The sequence below is a fragment of the Mesorhizobium sp. B2-8-5 genome, assembly GCF_006440675.2.
Lineage (GTDB): Bacteria > Pseudomonadota > Alphaproteobacteria > Rhizobiales > Rhizobiaceae > Mesorhizobium.
The window spans coordinates 5,789,773-5,807,941 of record NZ_CP083951.1 but is presented as its reverse complement, the minus strand read 5'-3'; the positions used below and the strand labels follow the sequence as shown (position 1 = coordinate 5,807,941).

At 64.0% G+C, this 18,169-nt stretch carries 17 protein-coding genes; 6 read left to right on the top strand and 11 right to left on the bottom strand.

Translation table 11 applies throughout. From position 1 onward, the window contains the following. From FJ430_RS28750 to FJ430_RS28740, 3 genes are read right to left on the bottom strand one after another with little or no spacing between them, the layout of a single operon-like run. A complete protein-coding gene (locus FJ430_RS28750) occupies nt 1-156 on the bottom strand; it encodes a hypothetical protein (RefSeq protein WP_181175375.1) in 156 nt (51 codons plus the stop codon). A gap of 56 nt (nt 157-212) precedes the next feature. After that, nucleotides 213-590 (bottom strand): hypothetical protein, encoded by a 378-nt coding sequence (locus tag FJ430_RS28745; RefSeq protein ID WP_140705111.1) that lies wholly within the window; start codon nt 588-590, stop codon nt 213-215. Between the two features lie 11 nt (nt 591-601). Beyond that, nucleotides 602-889, bottom strand: coding sequence for a hypothetical protein (locus FJ430_RS28740; protein WP_140705113.1), 288 nt, complete (start codon nt 887-889; stop codon nt 602-604). A 283-nt stretch (nt 890-1,172) separates the two neighbouring features. On the opposite strand from FJ430_RS28740, the gene FJ430_RS28735 reads away from it, so the two are divergent. The 4 genes from FJ430_RS28735 to FJ430_RS28720 are packed head-to-tail and all read left to right on the top strand — an operon-like array spanning nt 1,173 to nt 4,957. After that, a complete protein-coding gene (locus tag FJ430_RS28735) occupies nt 1,173-2,306 on the top strand; it encodes an aminomethyltransferase family protein (protein ID WP_140705115.1) in 1,134 nt (377 codons plus the stop codon). 42 nt (nt 2,307-2,348) lie between these two features. After that, complete coding sequence (locus tag FJ430_RS28730) at nt 2,349-2,945, top strand: dimethylamine monooxygenase subunit DmmA family protein (protein ID WP_140705117.1); 597 nt, start codon at nt 2,349-2,351, stop codon at nt 2,943-2,945. Further along, nucleotides 2,942-3,907, top strand: a complete 966-nt coding sequence (locus FJ430_RS28725; protein ID WP_140705119.1) for a PDR/VanB family oxidoreductase — start codon at nt 2,942-2,944, stop codon at nt 3,905-3,907. The genes FJ430_RS28730 and FJ430_RS28725 overlap by 4 nt, the downstream gene beginning before the upstream one ends. Before the next feature lie 9 nt (nt 3,908-3,916). Further along, nucleotides 3,917-4,957: a heme-dependent oxidative N-demethylase family protein gene (locus FJ430_RS28720; RefSeq protein ID WP_140645117.1), complete on the top strand. Its 1,041-nt coding sequence runs from the start codon at nt 3,917-3,919 to the stop codon at nt 4,955-4,957. 251 nt (nt 4,958-5,208) lie between these two features. Here the strand turns inward: FJ430_RS28720 and FJ430_RS28715 are convergent, their stop codons facing one another. Beyond that, complete coding sequence (locus FJ430_RS28715; protein WP_140705121.1) at nt 5,209-5,931, bottom strand: helix-turn-helix domain-containing protein; 723 nt, start codon at nt 5,929-5,931, stop codon at nt 5,209-5,211. A 258-nt stretch (nt 5,932-6,189) separates the two neighbouring features. On the opposite strand from FJ430_RS28715, the gene FJ430_RS28710 reads away from it, so the two are divergent. After that, entirely contained in the window at nt 6,190-7,548 is a 1,359-nt protein-coding gene (locus FJ430_RS28710) for an NAD(P)-binding domain-containing protein (protein WP_140705123.1), read from the top strand. Between the two features lie 32 nt (nt 7,549-7,580). Here the strand turns inward: FJ430_RS28710 and FJ430_RS28705 are convergent, their stop codons facing one another. From FJ430_RS28705 to FJ430_RS28695, 3 genes are all read right to left on the bottom strand, one after another. Continuing rightward, nucleotides 7,581-8,162, bottom strand: coding sequence for a hypothetical protein (locus FJ430_RS28705; protein ID WP_140705125.1), 582 nt, complete (start codon nt 8,160-8,162; stop codon nt 7,581-7,583). 101 nt (nt 8,163-8,263) lie between these two features. Beyond that, complete coding sequence (locus tag FJ430_RS28700; RefSeq protein WP_140705514.1) at nt 8,264-9,154, bottom strand: DUF427 domain-containing protein; 891 nt, start codon at nt 9,152-9,154, stop codon at nt 8,264-8,266. Nucleotides 9,155-9,156: 2 nt separating this feature from the next. Then, nucleotides 9,157-10,815, bottom strand: coding sequence for an ABC transporter substrate-binding protein (locus FJ430_RS28695; RefSeq protein ID WP_140705127.1), 1,659 nt, complete (start codon nt 10,813-10,815; stop codon nt 9,157-9,159). Nucleotides 10,816-10,942: 127 nt separating this feature from the next. On the opposite strand from FJ430_RS28695, the gene FJ430_RS28690 reads away from it, so the two are divergent. Further along, a complete protein-coding gene (locus tag FJ430_RS28690; protein ID WP_140705129.1) occupies nt 10,943-11,851 on the top strand; it encodes a LysR family transcriptional regulator in 909 nt (302 codons plus the stop codon). Between the two features lie 6 nt (nt 11,852-11,857). On the opposite strand, the gene FJ430_RS28685 is transcribed toward FJ430_RS28690, so the two are convergent. The 4 genes from FJ430_RS28685 to FJ430_RS28670 form a co-directional block, all read right to left on the bottom strand. Further along, nucleotides 11,858-13,891 (bottom strand): ABC transporter ATP-binding protein, encoded by a 2,034-nt coding sequence (locus FJ430_RS28685; protein ID WP_140705131.1) that lies wholly within the window; start codon nt 13,889-13,891, stop codon nt 11,858-11,860. Further along, complete coding sequence (locus FJ430_RS28680) at nt 13,884-14,765, bottom strand: ABC transporter permease (protein ID WP_140705133.1); 882 nt, start codon at nt 14,763-14,765, stop codon at nt 13,884-13,886. The genes FJ430_RS28685 and FJ430_RS28680 overlap by 8 nt, the downstream gene beginning before the upstream one ends. Continuing rightward, entirely contained in the window at nt 14,762-15,652 is an 891-nt protein-coding gene (locus FJ430_RS28675; protein ID WP_413467810.1) for an ABC transporter permease, read from the bottom strand. Before FJ430_RS28675 ends, FJ430_RS28680 begins: the two co-directional genes overlap by 4 nt. Nucleotides 15,653-15,727: 75 nt before the next feature. After that, on the bottom strand, nt 15,728-18,082 hold the full coding sequence (locus FJ430_RS28670; protein ID WP_140705137.1) for a molybdopterin guanine dinucleotide-containing S/N-oxide reductase: 2,355 nt from the start codon (nt 18,080-18,082) through the stop codon (nt 15,728-15,730). Nucleotides 18,083-18,169: the final 87 nt, after the last annotated feature.

Sequence of the window (18,169 nt, the reverse complement as noted above, 5' to 3'; positions counted from 1 at the left end):
TCAGATCCGGTGTTTTTCGGAAACGGCTTCAAGCTCACCTTCACGGGAAGACGTCAAAGTCTCCTCGGAATAGGTCGTATCGACCTTGAACCAGTCGTAGAGCATCCACAGCGCAAGCACGACCGAGATGGCCCAGCAAACGTAAGACAGTCCCATCCACATGATGTTTTCCCCGAACTCTTTATCGTCGAAAGTCTCTTTGTCGTCGAAGTCTACTTGTCGTCGAACTTCTCGTTGATGACCTCGCGATATTCCTTGTCGGAGGCGCGGAACAGGAAAACGAAATAGGCGATCAGCACGATCGCCATGATGATCAGCGTCGGCCAGTCGATGATGTAATGGAAGCGGTTCTGGATGATGTCGTGCGCCGTCTCCGGCGTGTAGCCCAGCTTCTCCCAGATCGAGGCCATGGTCGCGTTCTGGCCGAGCGCGTCCCAGGTCTTGGCGTCGAGCGCGTCGATCGACTTCGCCGCCCCGGCAAAGCCGAGTTTCAGCGGCAGCCAGAGCGCCACGAAGATTGCGACCACCACGACCGCGATGTCGAGGACCTGTCCGGCCTTGCTCTGCTCCGGCGGGATATAGCGAGGCATGGTTTCTCCCTTCACGATTGACGGTTGCGGGCGGCGTCGGCGTTCTTGATGTCGAGCCCGTAGATGAAGTCCTTGTCTTCCTTGTAGTGGTTGAGCATGGCGAGGATCGCGGCGGTGTTGAAGATCAGCACCGCGGCGGCCGCAACCGCCACCACGAGCTTGATGCCGCTGTGCGGAATGTACGGCCATGTCATCAGGAGGACGAAGAGGATCGTCGCCCACAGGCACACGATCAGGAGCACGGATCCACGCAAGTCGGAACGGTACAGCGCTTCGATGCGCTGCTGCATATCGGACATCGGTTTTCCCCTTCTGGCGACGTCCGGCCATACACCCCGACCGGGCGCCCACTCTTTCAACAGAGTGAAATTTTTTTCATAAATTCCGCTCGATTCCCGTAATTGTCAAGCCGGATTTACGCATCGTAAACCGTTTGTTCAGGTCAAGAAATTTGCCTGACAATGAAATTTTTTGCTTCAAGGGGATTGCAGGGCTTCGCCGTTTGCGGTCAATTCGACCAAGCTCCGCCACCAAGCAGGAGCAGGGAACGGCAACGACTTAAATCGCACGGAGGACGATCGGATGACGGCATCCTGGAGATTCTCGACCCTGGCGGACCGCCATCGCGCGCTCGGCTCGAAACTCGAGGACTGGAGCGGCATGGGCACCGCCTGGACCTACGACAAGGATGCCGACGCGGAATATGTCGCGATCCGCACCAAGGCCGGGCTCATGGACGTCTCCGGCCTGAAGAAGGTCCATATCACCGGGCCGCACGCCTCGCATCTCATCGACCTCGCCACGACGCGCGACGTCGAAAAGATCTATCCCGGCAAGTCGGCCTATGCCTGCATGTTGAACGAAGCCGGAAAATTCACCGACGACTGCATCCTCTACCGCATCAGCCCGAACTCCTGGATGGTCGTGCACGGCTCCGGCACCGGCCACGAGGAACTGCAGCGGGCGGCGATGGGCCGCGATGTCTCGCTTCGCTTCGACGACAATCTGCATGACCTGTCGCTGCAGGGGCCGACCGCCGTCGACTATCTGGCCAAGCACGTGCCTGGCATCCGCGACCTCAACTACTTCCACCACATGCACACGCAACTCTTCGGTTTCCCGGTGATGATCTCGCGCACCGGCTATACCGGCGAGCGCGGCTACGAGATCTTCTGCCGCGGCCAGGACGCCGGCACGATCTGGGACAGGATCCTCGATGAGGGCAAGAGCGCCGGCATCATTCCGTGCCGCTTCACCACGCTCGACATGCTGCGCGTCGAGAGCTACCTGCTCTTCTACCCCTACGACAATTCCCAAAAGTATCCGTTCGAGAACGAAGGCCCCGGCGACACGCTGTGGGAACTCGGCCTCGACTTCACCGTCAGCCCCGGCAAGACCGGCTTCCGCGGTGCCGAGGAACACTATAGGCTGAAAGGCAAGGAGCGCTTCAAGATCTACGGCGTGCTGCTCGACGGCAAGGAGCCGGCGGACGAAGGCGCGCCGGTCTACCGCGACGGCAAAAAGGTCGGCGTGGTCACCTGCGCCATGTATTCGCCGCTGGTCAAGAAATCGATGGGCATCGCCCGGCTCGACGTGGACTGTGCCGTCAAGGACACCAAGCTCGAGATCCACAACAAGAGCGGCTCCATCAAGGCGACGGCGCAGCCATTGCCGTTCGACGATCCGAAAAAGACCAAGCGGACCGCCAAGGGCTGAGGCATCATCAAGGGGGAGGGATTTCGAGGCACGAAGGAAAGAATGGCAGCCAAGACGATCATCAGCCGGCCCATCTACGGAACGCTCTCTCCGCAGCCCGGCAAGCATCATCTTTTCATCGCCGACGCAGAAGGCGCGCTGGCGATAACGAACATGGCCGGCAAGGCTCCGCCCGGCTTCTTCGACGGAGCCGAGATCGTCTTTATTCCCGACCCCGAGGGCAAGCACATCTCAGCGCTTGAGGCGCTGAGGCCGGCCCAGCTCCATCTGCCGCCATCCTTCGCCAGCCTCCTGCCGCGGCTCAGGCAGACGCTGACCAACGCCCATATGGGGTTGCGCCTCTATCTTGCCGGCACCGAGGGCCTGATCGGCCAGGCCATGCAGGCCGCGCTTGAAGCCGGCATCGACCACACCTCGATTGAGACCGAGCATCGCGGCTCGCTGGCGCGGCGCATGCAGTGCGTGCACTGCAAGGGCATCACCGAGAATGTGACCACGCAGCCGGCGCTCTGTTCGCATTGCGGCCTGCTGCTCCTGGTGCGCGATCACTATTCGCGGCGCCTCGCCGCCTTCCAGGGCGTGTGCATCAACGCCGAGGATCGCTCCGAGATCCCTCCAATGGAGGAGGCCTTCCCATGAGCACGGGCACCACCAAGCTCGACGTCGTCGTCAGCGACGTCGTTCCCGTCAACGATCTCGTCACCCGCTTCCATTTCCGTCGCCGCGACGGCGAGTTGCTGCCGACCTTTTCCGGCGGCGCCCATGTCGTGGTCGAGATGCGCGACGGCGACCGCACTAGGCTCAATCCCTATTCCCTGATGGGCTCGCCGCTCGACACGCGCGAATACACGATTTCCATCCGGCGCGACGATGTTGGCCGTGGCGGCTCGCTGTTCATGCATAGGTCCGTCAAGCCTGGCCTGGAGATGGTGATCAGCTATCCTGTGAACCTGTTCTCGCTCGATCTGAGAGCAAAAAAACACCTGATGCTGGCTGGCGGCATCGGCATCACGCCCTTCATGGCGCAGACCGCGCAACTGGCAGGGGGCGGCGGCAATTTCGAGTTGCACTACACCTGCCGCACCGCTTCGCTCGGCACCTATGCCGATGTGCTCCGAGAGCGCTACGGCAACCGGGTCAGGCTCTATCACGACGACCGCGAGGAGCGCATCGATCTCGATCGGCTCTTGTCCTCGCAGCCGCTCGGCACGCATCTCTATGTCTGCGGCCCGGCCGGCATGATCAACTGGGTGCGCGATCGGGCAGCAAGCCTGGGCTGGCCGCCCGAGACTGTGCATTTCGAGCACTTCGCGGCTCCGCAACCCGGCGCGCCGTTCGACGTCGAGTTGGCTGTCAGCGGCAAGACGATCCGCGTCGGCGAGCAGCAGAGCCTGCTCGAAGCCATCGAAGCCGCCGGCGTCGACCCGCCCTACCTGTGCCGTGGCGGCGTCTGCGGCCAATGCGAGACCAATGTGATCTCTTCCGACGGCAAGTTCATCCACAACGATCACTGGCTGAGCGAGGAAGATCACCGTTCAGGCTGCAAGATCATGCCTTGCGTCTCGCGCTTCGAGGGCAAGTTGCTGGTCCTGGAAAGATAGGAGGCGTCAATGGGCATCACCTTTCGCAAGGAAACTTTTCGCGACGACTTCACCTTCAAGAACAGCCCGGAGCACATCAGGCGCTTTCCGTTCCCGTTCAACGAAGACGCCTACATGTACGCGGTCAACATCGAGCCGCATGTCGTGGGGCCGAAGGGCAGCGTTCTCGAAAACCTGATCGACGTTGACGAGCACTATGTCGCCGAGATGCAGGACCGCGCGCTGGTGCTGGCCGAGGATCCGCTGCGCTGCCAGTCGCTGCCGCACATGACGCTCGCCGGCTGGGACCTGCTCGAGCTCCTGATGGAGCAGCAGGCGCTGGGATATCCCGAGCATTTCACGCTGGAGCGAAACGGCGACCGCTGGCGCTGGATCAACCGGCCGCTCGGCATCGACGACACCTTCACTTTCGGCGACACCTCGACGCTGCCCTACGGGCCGATGGAATACATCACCCGCCAGAGCCAGGGCGACTTCTGCATCCTCGACCAGCGCGACGGCAATCTGTGGATGGATGCCGGCATGGTCACCACGCAGGCCGACTGGTCGCTCGACTTCGACATCGGCATGAACTTCTTCGAATGGCACGCGCCGGTGCCGTTGGCGCATGAGAAGGGCATTTTCACCCGCGCGCTGAAATTCCTCACCAACATCCAGCAGGGCAAGCCGGCCAGGCGCCTCAACTGGACGATGACCATCAATCCGCGCCTCGACACCAGCCCCGAGAATTATCACAAATGGGGTCCGGACCGCGCCACGGTCACGCCGGAGAATGTCGGCGACAAGGTGCATCTGCGCGTCGAATTGCAGAGCTTCTGGCGTCTGCCGCGCTCCAACGGCATCGTCTTCCCGATCCGCTGCTACCTGATCAAGATGGACGAGTTGGTCACGCAGCCGAAATGGGCGCGCCGCCTGCACCGCGTCATCCGCGACCTGCCGGAAGAGCTCGCCACCTACAAGGGCCTGACGCGGTATCGGCCGACGCTGGTCGACTGGCTCTCGAAGCTCGACGACGGCAGCCCGACCAGCCCGGGGTTTGGACCGGACTGAACCGCTGATCTCCGCCTTGGGCGCCCCGGCGCCGACGTTGGAGATTGGCCGAAACCCCCATGACGTCGTCATACTCGGGCTTGACCCGAGTATCCATGCCATGACCTCGGGTGTAGGGTGCAAGGGCGCGGAATTCCGTAACCGTTGCAACGCCTTAGCGTCGCGGCATGGATTCTAGGGTCTGCGCGCGTGCCGCTTCGCTCCTTGCTTCGCCCTAGAATGACGAACGCGGTAAGGGCCGGATCAGCCAATCACCCAGCGCTGTTTTGCGGATAGCAGATAATCGACAGATAGCGCATCGGCAGTTGCGTCAGCTCTTCCGGTCCGTGCGGGGCGTCGGCGTCGAAGAACAGGCTGTCGCCCGGCTTCATCGCATAGAGATTGTTGCCGTGCCGGTAAACAACCTCGCCTTCGAGCATGTAGAGGAACTCCATGCCGGCATGCTGGAAGGTCGGGAACACGTCCGAATTCTCGGTCAGCGTGATGAGGTAGGGCTCGACGACGACGCCGCTGGTGTTGGCGCCGATATGTCCGAGCAGATTATACTGGTGGCCGGCGCGCGTGCCGCGCCGCTCGACGTCGACACCCTGGCCGGCCTTGACGAAAACGGCGCTGTGCTCTTCCTCGAAACGGCGGAAGAACGCGGTCACCGGAACGCCCAGCGCCCGTGACAGCGCCTGCAGCGTCGTCAGCGACGGCGAGGTGATGCCGTTCTCGATCTTCGACAGCATGCCAAGTGAAATGTCGGTGGCGGTGGCGAGATCGGCGACGGTGATGCCGAGCTTCTTGCGGAACGCGCGCACCTCATGGCCGATCGCCACTTCCAACACTTTCTCGCGCGTGTCGCGGATGGCGTGCGGATTCTGCGTCAATGGCGTGCGGATCGTGCGCCCGTCCGCCGAAACGCGCTTCGGCGGCGCGTTGCCCTTCGCTGCCGCATCGGTGGACCTGGTGCCGGAATTCTTGTTCGCCATGTCGCCCCGACCCTCGCGGATTTATTTCACTCAAGGTGAACATATGCGGTGGCGATACAAGAGCGCAACCGCGACAGCAAGCCACTGTATGTCTCATGGTGCAACTACTTCAACGCGACCGCCGCCGCCTTTTGCGCAGAAAAACCGTTCACGCAAACGCCGTTGCCGCAGATGTCTGTTGACAGCACCGAAGGCCCAATTACTGTCACTGTGAGTGAAATTTGTTTCGCTGGGGAAATCAAAAAGAGGAGGCCCGCAATGAAAACTCGTGTTGCCGTCATCGGAGCCGGACCGTCGGGCCTGGCGCAGCTAAGGGCCTTCAAGTCGGCAGCCGACAAGGGCGCCGAGATCCCGGAAATCGTCTGTTTCGAAAAGCAGAGCGACTGGGGCGGCCTGTGGAATTACACCTGGCGCACCGGCCTCGACGAGCATGGCGATCCGGTGCATGGCTCGATGTACCGCTATCTCTGGTCGAACGGCCCGAAGGAATGCCTCGAATTCGCCGACTACACGTTCGAGGAGCATTTCGGCAGGCCGATCGGCTCCTATCCGCCGCGCGCCGTACTGTGGGATTATATCAAGGGCCGCGTCGAGAAATCAGGCCTGCGCGAATGGGTGCGTTTCAACAGCCCGGTGCGCATGGTGACGTTTTCGGACGAGACCAAAAAGTTCACCGTCACCGCGCATGACCGCGGCAACGACGTCACCTACTCCGAAGAGTTCGACAATGTCGTCGTCGCCTCAGGGCATTTCTCCGTGCCCAACGTGCCCTATTTCGAGGGTTTTTCGACATTCAACGGCCGCATCCTGCACAGCCACGATTTCCGCGACGCGATGGAATTCAAGGGCAAGGACATCCTGATCATCGGCCGCTCCTATTCGGCCGAGGACATCGGCTCGCAATGCTACAAATACGGCGCCAAGTCGATCACCTCCAGCTATCGCTCGAAGCCGATGGGCTTCAAGTGGCCGGAGAACTGGAAGGAGGTGCCGCTCTTACAGAAAGTCGTCGGCAAGACGGCGCACTTCAAGGACGGCACCACAAAGGACGTCGATGCCATCATCCTGTGCACCGGCTATCTGCATTCCTTCCCTTTTCTCACCGACGACCTGAAGCTCAAGACCGCCAACCGGATGTGGCCGCTCGATCTCTACGAAGGCGTCGTCTGGGAGAAGAACCCGAAGCTTTTCTACATCGGCATGCAGGACCAGTTCTACACCTTCAACATGTTCGACGCGCAGGCCTGGTTCGCCCGCGACGTCATCATGGGCCGCATCAAGCTGCCGTCGGCCCAGGCGATGGCCGAGCACGGCGCCAAGTGGCGCGCACGCGAGGAGACGCTGGAGGACGCCGAGCAGATGATCTGGTTCCAGGGCGACTACACCAAGGAGCTGATGGACCAGACCGACTATCCGGGCTTCGACGTCGAGGCGGTCAACCGCACCTTCATGGAGTGGGAGCACCACAAGATGGAAAACATCATGACCTTCCGCGACAACGCCTATCGCTCGCTGATGACCGGCACCATGGCGCCGATCCACCATACGCCCTGGCTGCAGGCGCTGGACGATTCCATGGAGAGCTATCTCGAGGTGAAAGGCGTGGCGGCGGAGTAAAGGCGAGGGCCGGCAGCGCCACGACGTGGCCCTCAAAACTCGCAGGCCTTGGGGCGCTTGACGGCGGACCAGTCCTTCAACGGCACCGGCCTGAATTTGCCCTTGATCGGTTTGCCCTCTTCCAGATCCTTGGAGGCGGTGGCCCTGCCGGTGAGATAGTTGATGTCGCAATCGCCAAGCGTCGTCTCGACGCCGCCTGACGTCTGCTGGTTCCAGTCCCAGTTGCGGCTATAGCCGCCGACCAGAAACTTGCCGTGGCGATTGACGATCGTCAGCGTCTCTTCCGTCGATTTGCTGGCGCCACAGCCGAAGCATGACGTGACCGCCAGCGATCCCTTGCCCTTGCTTTGGAGGTCGATGACGCGGTCTTCTGTCAGTCCTTTCCTGACGAAATCCGGCTGGCGCGCGGGATCGGGCTTCTCCTCGCCCAGATAGATGTAGAGATCGGCGGGACCGCCAGCCTCCTGCACCACGACCGCCCGGTCGGTCTTGCCATCCTGGTCGATGTCGAGCTTCAGTTCGAGACCGGGAGCATTTTCGGCAAACGCTGGCATCGGCGTCGCCGCCAGGACGACAAGCCAGGGCCAAACCGCATGATGGAATGCTTTCCTCATAAGCAGACGTCCGCCGCGCGCCGCAAAATAGCACCGCCGCGGGGCGGACGCAAAAAGCGAAACTCAGGCTGAGCCAGGTCCTGGCCGGTCGAGCATGAAGTTCAGAAATAGCCGTCCGACGCCGCCGTCGCTTCCTTCGGGATTTCCACGCCGTCGACCAGGATCTTGTCGACCAGTTCATGGTGGAAGCAGACCAGCCCCTTGATCCGCTCGGCCTCGTGCACCGGCTCTGGATAGTACCAGACCAGGTTCTCGTGCCGCTTCTTCGGGGTCGTCACATGGTAATAATTGGAGATGCCCTTGTAGGGGCAGCGCGAGATGTAGCGGCTCAGCGAAAACATATCGAGCCGCGTGTCCGAGATCGGCAGATAATGCCGTACCGGATGTCCGGTCTCGAACAGGAACACGCCGCGCCGCGAATCGGCCACCTGCTCGCCGTCGAGGATCACCTGCACGCGCCGCGATGAAGGCAGGCAGTCGACGCGGCGGAACGGATCGCGGGCGTGCACGAAGATCTCTTCGTCCTCTTCATACCAATGGGTCATCTTCGGCCAATAGAAGGAGATGTAGTCGCCGATCGGCGGACAGCCCTTGACGGGGTCGAGGTAGCGCCAGGCGCCGTCCTCGACCAGCGTGATGCCGGTGTTCAGCGAGTAATGCGTGGCGACACCCTTGAACGGGTCTTCGGTCGTCGTCCGGCTCGGCAGCAGGAACTCTTCCCGCACGTCGCTCATCGGGAAGTAGTATACGGGCAGATGGTCGCTCTCCTGGAATACCAGCGCCTTGGTGGTATCGGCGACGATCATCGACCCGACCTGCACGCGCAGCCGCTTGGGCGAGGGCATGGTGAAGGCGACATAGCCCGGTTCGAACTCGTACTGCACGATGTTGTCGAGCACCGGGAAATGCGGCCCGCGGCCGCGCAGATGGGGCTTGCGAATGGTCGTCGTCCTCTTCTCGTCGCCTGCGGCCGGGTTCTTTCGCGCAACCATGGTCATGACGCCACCGATACACGATCGAGCAGCAGGCCGGCGGCGATCGGCGGCAGGCCGCTGACATTCTTGCGCACCGGCACCAGGAGGTCCGGGAAATAGCTGAAGATCACCGGCGTCTCGTCGAGCAGCAGCTTCTGGATGTCGGAAGCGGCCTTGCGCTGCGCGTCGAGGTCGAGCGCCTTCAAATAGCTGGCGACCATGCCGTCATAGGTCGCGTTCTTGAAATGCGCCGCGTTCCACGGGCCATCGCTGACCAACGGGCTCTTGAGGAAGACGTTCGGCACGCTGCGGTGCGCGTAGTCGGTGATGCCGAGCGGGCTGTCCAGCCAGTCCGACTGGCCGAACACCGCCTTGCCGTAGTATTTGTCCTGGTCCTCGATGTTGAGCGAGATGCGGGCGCCGATCTCCTTGGCGAAGTTCTGGAACAGTTGCGCGTAGCCGGGAATGTCGGAATAGCGCAGCGTCGTCAGCGTCATGTCGAAGCCGTTGGCGAGCCCCGCCGCTTCCATCAGTTGCTTGGCCTTGGCGATGTCCTGCGTGCGTTGCGTTACCGACTTGTCGGTGACCGGGAAAGCCGGCGCGAACGGGCTGTCATTGCCGGTAGCCGCCATGCCGCGGCAGAGACCGTCGACCAGTTGGGAGCGGTCGATGCACAAGGCCAGCGCCTGGCGCACGCGCTTGTCGGTGAAGGGCGCCATGTCGCAGCGCATATGGAACTGGCGATGCGCGGTCGAGGCGACGCGCAGCACGGTGATGTCGGGATTGCCCAGCACCACCTGGCTGACGTCGAGCGGGATCGCGTCGAGAACGTCGACCTCGCCCGCCTGCAGCGCCAGGATGCGAGGCTGCACGTCGCCGTAGAATTTGAACTCGAGCCGGTCAGGCAAGGCCTTCTCGCCCCAATAGTCGGGATTGCGCACGAAGCTCGCGCCGACCTTCGGCGTGTAGCTTTCGAGCCGGAACGGACCGGTGCCTTCGAAGGTCTTCTCGTAGTCGCCCTTGTAGCTCGCCGGCAGGATGACGGCGTTGTAATTGTCGATCGACACCGAATAGGGGAAGCTGCCGTTCGGCGCGTCGAGATGGAATTCGACGGTGTGGTCGTCGACCTTGCGCGTGCCGCCCTTCGACAGCAGGCCCTTGAACACCGAGAGAGCGTTGGACGTGCCGTTCGGGTCGGCAAGGCGATCGAAGGTTGCCACGACGTCGTCGGCTTTGAAAGTCTCGCCATTGTGGAATTTCACGCCCTTGCGCAGCTTGAAGATCCACACGCTGCCGTCAGCGTTGGGCGACCAGCTTTCGGCCAGCACCGGCTTCAGCGTCAGGTCCGGCTGCGTCACGCAGAGGAACTCGGCAGTCTGGAAAACCAGCTGATAGCTGCCGCTGTCATAGAAGGTGACGGGATCGATGGCACCGCCCGGCACGGCGACGCCGGCGCGCACCGTGCCGCCGGGCTTGCCTTCGGCGCGCGCCTGCGGAGCGCCGAGGCCGGCCGCCGAGGCGATGCCGCCGAGGAAGGGCAGCGACAGGCCGAGCACGCTGCCATGGCGCAGGAATTCGCGCCGGCCGATCCTGCCGGCAAGCAATTCGTCGACAGCGGAATTTTCGATTGCGCCGAGGGTTTTGCGAGCGGCGTCGATCGTCCTGAAATGCTCCGGCATGGCGGCATTCCTTGTTTGTCGCGGGGGCATTGGCATTTAGGCCACTGTTGACCGCGACCGGAAAGCGATATTTTTTGATTGCAGCCATCGGAATTTTCGATGGCATCCACTGAAAAGGCGAGGAACCATGGACACCGAGACTCTGCGCAGTTTCCTGGAGGTCGCGGCGCATGGCAGCTTTACCGTCGCCGCTCATCGGCTGAACCTCGCCCAGTCCACCGTCAGCGCGCGCATTCGCGGCCTCGAGGAACAGTTGGGGCGCAAGCTGTTCGTTCGCGATAGTGACGGCATCACGCTGACGCCGGCCGGCCGGCAATTCCTGCCGCATGCCTCGACGATCACCCGCACCTGGGAGCAGTCGCGCCAGGACATCGCCGTTCCCGATGGTTACGAAACGCTGCTGAGACTGACCGCGCCCGCCTATCTCTGGGATAGCATCACTTCGCCTTGGATCGAATGGATGCGGGCGAAGCGGCCGAATGTGGCGCTCAGGCTGGAAGGCAGTTTCCCGGATCTGGCGGTCGACCAGATCGCCGAAGGCCTGCTCGACATCTGCATCCTCTATTTGCCCAAGCCGCATCCCGGCATCGTCTACGAGACATTTGCTGTCGATCAGGTGGTGCTCGTCCAGCACGCCGAGCAGCCAGGATCGTGGACCGACAACTACATCCTGATGGACTGGGGGCTGGAGTTCCGTATCGAGCACGACCGTGCCTTTGCCGGCATGGTGAAGCCGGCGATCTCGGCCGGGCTGGTGTTCATCGGCCTGCAGCACGTCCTGTCGCAGAAGGCGGCCGCTTACTTGCCGCTCAGCGCGGTCAGCTCGCATATCGAGCGCGGCGAGCTGAAGCGCGTCGAGGATACGCCGGTGTTCCAGCGCCCGATCTATCTTGCCTATCCCGCCAATCCGGCATCGTCCGATGCTCTCGACATTGCGCTGAAAGGCCTCCGCATGCTGGTAAGGGACTGGTCGGACGCAAGCGGCTTCGCCGAGGGAGATCGCGCCCTCAGTATGGCGGACGCGTCCGCACCTTAGTTGCTGTCACGCCGGCTCCACGGCCTTCGGCTTTTGCAGCCTCGCCAGTTCGGCGAAGGGGATATGGCAGCGGATCGTGTGGCCTGGTTGGGCCTCGGTGAGGTCAGGCTCCTGCGTCTCGCAGATGGCGCCGATCTTGCGTGGGCAGCGCGTGTGGAAGACACAGCCCGTCGGCGGGTTGGCCGCACTTGGGATTTCGCCGTCGAGACGGATGCGCGAGCTCTCGGTGCGGTCGAGTTTTGGAACCGCCGACAGCAGCGCTTCGGTGTAGGGATGGTGCGGGCCGGAAAACACCGCCTCCGACGGCCCGAACTCCATGATGCGGCCAAGATAAAGCACTGCGATCTTGTCGGAGAGATAGCGCACCACGCCAAGGTCGTGCGAGATGAAGATATAGCTGACATCCTGCCTCGACTGCAGGTCGGCCAGAAGGTTGAGGATCGCCGCCTGCACCGAGACGTCGAGCGCCGAGGTCGGCTCGTCGCACACGACGATGCGCGGATCGCCGGCGAAGGCGCGCGCGATCGCCACGCGCTGCTTCAGCCCGCCCGACAGCTGCCTCGGCTTCACCGCGAGATGCCGGTCGGTGAGCCGCACCGAGCGGACGAGCTCTTCCAGGCGTGTATCCAGCGTCTTGCCGCTGAGCCCGCCCAGCCGCTTCAGGGCTCGGCTCAATATATGCCGGATCGAATGCGAGCGGTTGAGCGCCGAGTCCGGATTCTGGAAGACGATCTGCACTGCCTTGACCTGGTCTTCCGAGCGGCTGGCGAGCCGCGGCGCCAACTGCTTGCCCTCGAGCTCGATCGAGCCGCCGTCGTCCGGTGCGACGAGGCCGAGCAGGAGCCGCGCGAAGGTGGTCTTGCCGCTGCCGGATTCGCCGACCAGGCCAAGAGTCTCGCCGGGGCTCAGGCTGACCGAGACGTCCTTCACCGCCCGCAGCGGGCGGCCGTGGCTGGCATAGGTCTTGTTCAGCCCCTCGACCTGCAGCACCGGCGGCGCCTGCTTCGGCGGGACGGCAGCGATCTCGGCGGGCGTGGCGCGCGGCAGCGACTGCGCCTTGTCGTGATAGTGGCAGCGCGACAGGCGGCCATCGCCGAGCTCGTAGAGCGGCGGCGGCTCGGCGCGGCAGCGTTCGGTGGCCAAAGCGCAGCGGTCGGCGAAGGCGCAGCCGGTGATGGTGGCGCCGATGCCGGGCAGGAAGCCCGGAATGGTGTCGAGCCGGCCCTGGTCCTTGCGCTGGCCGCCGCGCGGCAGGCAGCGCAGCAGCGCCACCGTGTAAGGATGGCGCGGATCGTTGAAGACGTCCTTGGTCGAGCCTTCCTCGACCAGCATGCCGGCATAGAGCACGCCGACGCGGTCGCACATGTTGGAGACGACGGCGAGGTTGTGGCTGATGAACAGGATCGAGGCAGACAGCTCGCGCCGCAACTGCCCGATCAGGTCGAGCACTTCCGCTTCGACCGTGGCGTCGAGGCCCGTCGTCGGCTCGTCGAGGATCAGCATCGAGGGGTCGTTGGCCAAGGCCATGGCGATCGCCACGCGCTGCTGCATGCCGCCGGAAAGCTGATGCGGATAGCGCTGCATGACGCTGGCCGGATCGGAGATGCGCACCCGGTTCAGCATGGCGAGCGCCTTGTCTTGCGCCGCCTGTCCGGTGACGCCGGTAAGCTCGAAAATCTCGGTCAGCTGGCGGCCGATGCGCAGCGACGGGTTCAGCGCCTTGCCGGGATCCTGGTAGACCATCGACACGCTGTCCGCGCGGGCGCGCCGCAGCGCTTCCGCGTCGAGCTTCATCACATCCTTGCCGTCGAGCGCGATCGAGCCGCCGGTGATGGAGCCGTTGCGCGGCAGATAGCGCACCACCGAAAGTGCCACGGTGGATTTGCCGCAGCCGGATTCACCGACCAGCCCGTAGGCTTCGCCGGCCCCGATGGTCAGGTTGACGTTGCGCAGCACCGCGCGGTTGCGGCGGCCGACGCGATAGGCGACCGAGAGGTCCTTCAGCTCGAGCGCGTTGGCGGCTTGGCTAGGCTCAGTCATTGAACGCTCCATGCACGCCGTCGGCCACCAGGTTGACGCCGATCACCAGCGAGGCGATGGCCAGGGCATCGAACAGCACCGTCCACCAGAAGCCGCCGCCGATCATGCCGTAATTGGAGGAAATCGACAGGCCCCAGTCGGGCGAGGGCGGCTGGATGCCGAAGCCCATGAAGGAAAGCGTGGCCACCGCGAAGATGGCGTAGCCCAGCCGCACCGTCGTCTCGACCAGGATCGGCGGGATGACGTTGGGCAGGATCTCGACGAACATGGTGTGCAGCGCGCCCTCGTGGCGCAGCTTTGCCGCGGCCACGTAGTCGAGCTCGCGTTCGGCCAGCACCGCCGAGCGCACGGTGCGCGCGATGATCGGCGCGAAGCTCAGGCCGATGACGACGATGACGGTGATCTTCGAGGTGCCGAGCGCGACGATGGCGAGCAGCGCGATGATCACCACCGGGATCGCCATGAAGGCTTCGAGCACGCGGCTGACGACGTCGTCGACGATGCCGCGGAAATAGCCGATGACGAGGCCGAGCGCGGTGCCGGCGATGGTCGCAAGGATGGTGGCCAGCGGCGCCACCGTCAGGATGTCGCGCGAGCCGACGATGACGCGCGAGAACACGTCGCGGCCGAGCTGGTCGGTGCCGAACCAGTGATCGGCCGCCGGCGGCGTGAGGGCGTTGATGATGTCGCTTGCCAGCGGGTCGTAGGGGACGAAGTGCTGGCCGAACAGCGCGCAGACGACCCAGAACAAAAGGATGAAAAGCCCGGTTAGGAAGGTGCCGGACCTGGAGAGCGAATGCAGCACTTCGCCCCAAGGGCTGCGCTGTGCGGTATCGGGCGCCGGCAGGCTGGCTTGGGTGTCTGTCGCGCTCATTGCTCTGCTCCCAGCCGGATGCGCGGATTGAGCACGGAATAGAGGAAGTCGGCGATCAAGGTCGCCACCGCATAGACGATGCCGATGGTGAGGATGCCGGCTTCGAGCATCGGAAAGTCCTTGCCGCGCGCGGCAGTGAAGATCAGCGAGCCGATGCCCTGGTAGCGGAACAGCGTCTCGATCACGACCAGGCCGCCGATGAGATAGCCGGTCTGGGTGGCGATCACCGTGATGGTCGGCAACAGCGCGTTGCGCAGCACATGGCGCCAGATCACCGTTCGCCAGGGCAGGCCCTTCAGCACCGCGGTGCGCGTATAGTCGGAATCGAGCGCCTCGATCATGCCGGAGCGCGCCATGCGCGCGATATAGCCGAACAGCACCAAAAACAGCGGCAGCGAGGGCAGGATGAGATAGTAGAGCTGGGTGAGGACGCCGGCGCCCTTTGGCCAGGCGGCGGCGATCGGCAGCCAGCGCAGCCACACTCCGAAGATCAGGATCAGGATGATGCCGGTGACGAACTCGGGCAGCACCGTGACCGACAGGCCGCCGAGGCTGATGATGCGGTCGAGCGGCCGGTTGAAATTGAGCGCGGCGATCACCCCGCCGAGGATGCCGATCGGCACCACCAGCACGAAGGCGACCAGCGCCAGCTTCATCGAATTGCCCAAGGCATCGACGACGAACGGCGCCACCGGCGCGCGAAAGACATAGGAGGTGCCCATGTCGCCGTGGAGAAAATTCCAGATCCAGCTGCCATATTGGACGAGCAACGGCCGGTCGACGCCGAGCGAATGGTTCAGCGCATCCACCGCGCGCTGGTCGGCGAACGGCCCCAGAATGGCCCGCCCGACATTGCCAGGCAGCACCTGGCCGCCAAGGAACACCATGACGCTGAGCAGGAACAGCGTGACGAGCGACAGTGCCAGGCGCCGGACGAGGAAAGCTAGAATGGCAGCGTCTCCTTACGAAAGACCTTTGCGCCCAGCCGGGCCGGATGCATCGGACAAGCTCATAGTGGCAGGCGGATCGAAGGCTGTCACGGGCGGAACGGCTCCCGTAAACCGCGACACCTGAACCAGCGTCGAATTGCAGGTCGGCGATTGCGCAAGCCGCGACGTGCCGCGATCGGGCGTCAGCACATTCGGATTGCCGTGCTTTTCGAGGCCCTCCGGCTCGCCCGGCCGGGCCGGATCGAACCAGGCGCCGGTCGGCAACTGCACGACGCCGGGGATCAGGCTGTCGGTGAGCACGGCGCCGGCGAGGCACGATCCGCGATCATTGAAAACTTTGACCACCGCGCCGTCCAAGATGCCGCGTGCCGTCGCGTCCTCGCGATTGATCAGCAGCGGCGCGCGGCCCGCGACCTTGTTCGCCCGGCTGACTGACCCATGGTCGTACTGGCTGTGCAGCTTGTCGGCCGGCTGCGGCGACAAGAGATGCAGCGGAAAATTCTCCGCCAGGCCGGTATTGCCCAGCCACTCCCGCGGCTCGCGCCATACGGCGTGGCCGGGGCAGTCGTCATAGCCGAACGACTCGACCGTCGCCGAGAAAAGCTCGATGCGTCCGGACGGCGTCGCCAAGGGATGCCGCTCCGGATCGGCCCGGAAGGCGCCAAGGAAGGTCTGCGATGTCACCGAGCGCACGAGCTCGGCATGGCCGTCCTGCCAGAACCGGTCGAAGGGCGGCATCTTCACACCGGCCGCGCCGGCATTCTCCACCGCCTGGCCGTAGAGATGCCGGATCCATTCGTCGGCGCCGCGCCCTTCGGTGAAGGCATCGCTCGTGCCGAGCCGCACTGCCAAATCGGCGAAGATGGCAAAATCGTCGCGCGCCTCTTCGAACGGCTCGATCGCCTGCTTCATGGCGACGATGAGGTTTTCACGGTTCGAGAAGGCGAGGTCGTTGCGCTCCAGCGCTGTCGTCACCGGCAGCACGATGTCGGCATGACGCGCCGTCGCCGTCCAGAATTGCTCGTTGACGATCACCGTCTCGGGCCGCCGCCAGGCCTCGACCAGACGATTGAGATCCTGGTGGTGGTGGAACGGATTGCCGCCGGCCCAGTAGACGAGCCTGATGTCGGGATAGGTCAGCGCAGCGCCGTTGAAGTCGAACGATCCGCCTGGATTGAGCAGCATGTCGGCCATGCGCGCGACAGGGATGAAATGCGCCACGGCATTCTTGCCCTGCGGCACCGAAGGCCAGCGGAATCCCATCTCCGGCCTGCCGGCGCCATTGGTCGACGAATAGCCGAAGCCGATGCCGCCGCCTGGCAGCCCGATCTGGCCGAGCAACGCGGCGAGCGTGATCGCCGCCCAATAGGGCTGCTCGCCATGATCGGCGCGCTGCAGCGACCAGCTGACCATCAGCATGGTGCGCTTGGCGGCCATCTCCCCGGCGAGTGCTTCGATCGTCGCCGCGTCGACGCCACTGAGTTTCGCCGCCCAGGCCGGATCCTTCGGCTGGCCGTCGCTTTCGCCCATGAGATAGGCGCGCACGATGTCGAAGCCGGTGCAATAGCGTGCGAGGAACGCTTCGTCGTGCAGACCCTTGCCGATCAGCGCATGGCAAAGCGCCAGCATCACGGCGGTGTCGCTGTTCGGCCGCAGCGGCAGCCATTCGGTGTCGACGCCGCGCGGCGCGTCGTCGCGCACCGGCGAGACATTGATCAACCGTGCGCCATTGGCGACGGCGTTGCGCAAGGCCGCCGACGCCTCGTGCCGCGCCGAGCCGCCGCCCTGCACCTGCGTGTTGCGCCATGGCAGCCCGCCGAAGGCGACGATCAGCTTGGCATGTTCTTCGATTCCGTCCCAGGTGGTGTGGTTGCCGGTCAGCGCGTCGGTGCTGCCCAGCACATGCGGCAGGATCATCTCGGCCGCGCCATAGGAATAACTCAGCACCGAGCCGGTATAGCCGCCGATCGTGTTGAGGAAGCGGTGGACCTGGCCCTGCGCATGGTGGAAGCGCCCGGCGCTCGCCCATCCATACGAGCCTGCATAGATCGCGCTGTTGCCATGCGTCGAGCGAACGCGCTCCAGCTCAGCCGCCACGATGTCCAGCGCGATTTCCCAGGACACTTCCACGAAGGGCTCGTCGCTTCGCCGGCTTGCCGGGCTGGACCTGTCTCCCTCCAGCCAGCCGCGCCTGATGGCCGGGCGGGCGACGCGCAGCTCGCCTTGCACCGTGCCGAGCATCGATCGGCCAATCGGCGACGGGTCGGGATCGCCGCTCCACGGCTCGACGCCGACGAGCCGGCCGTTCTCGGCGCGGATCTCGTACGTCCCCCAATGCATGGTGGTGAGCAGGGTTGCGGTTCCCATGGGACGCATCATCCAGCCACGACGGTCGGGGCAGGGTGCCTTGTCGCCCTGCTCCGACCGGCCGCGAACCGCCAGCCCCCTTTCGAG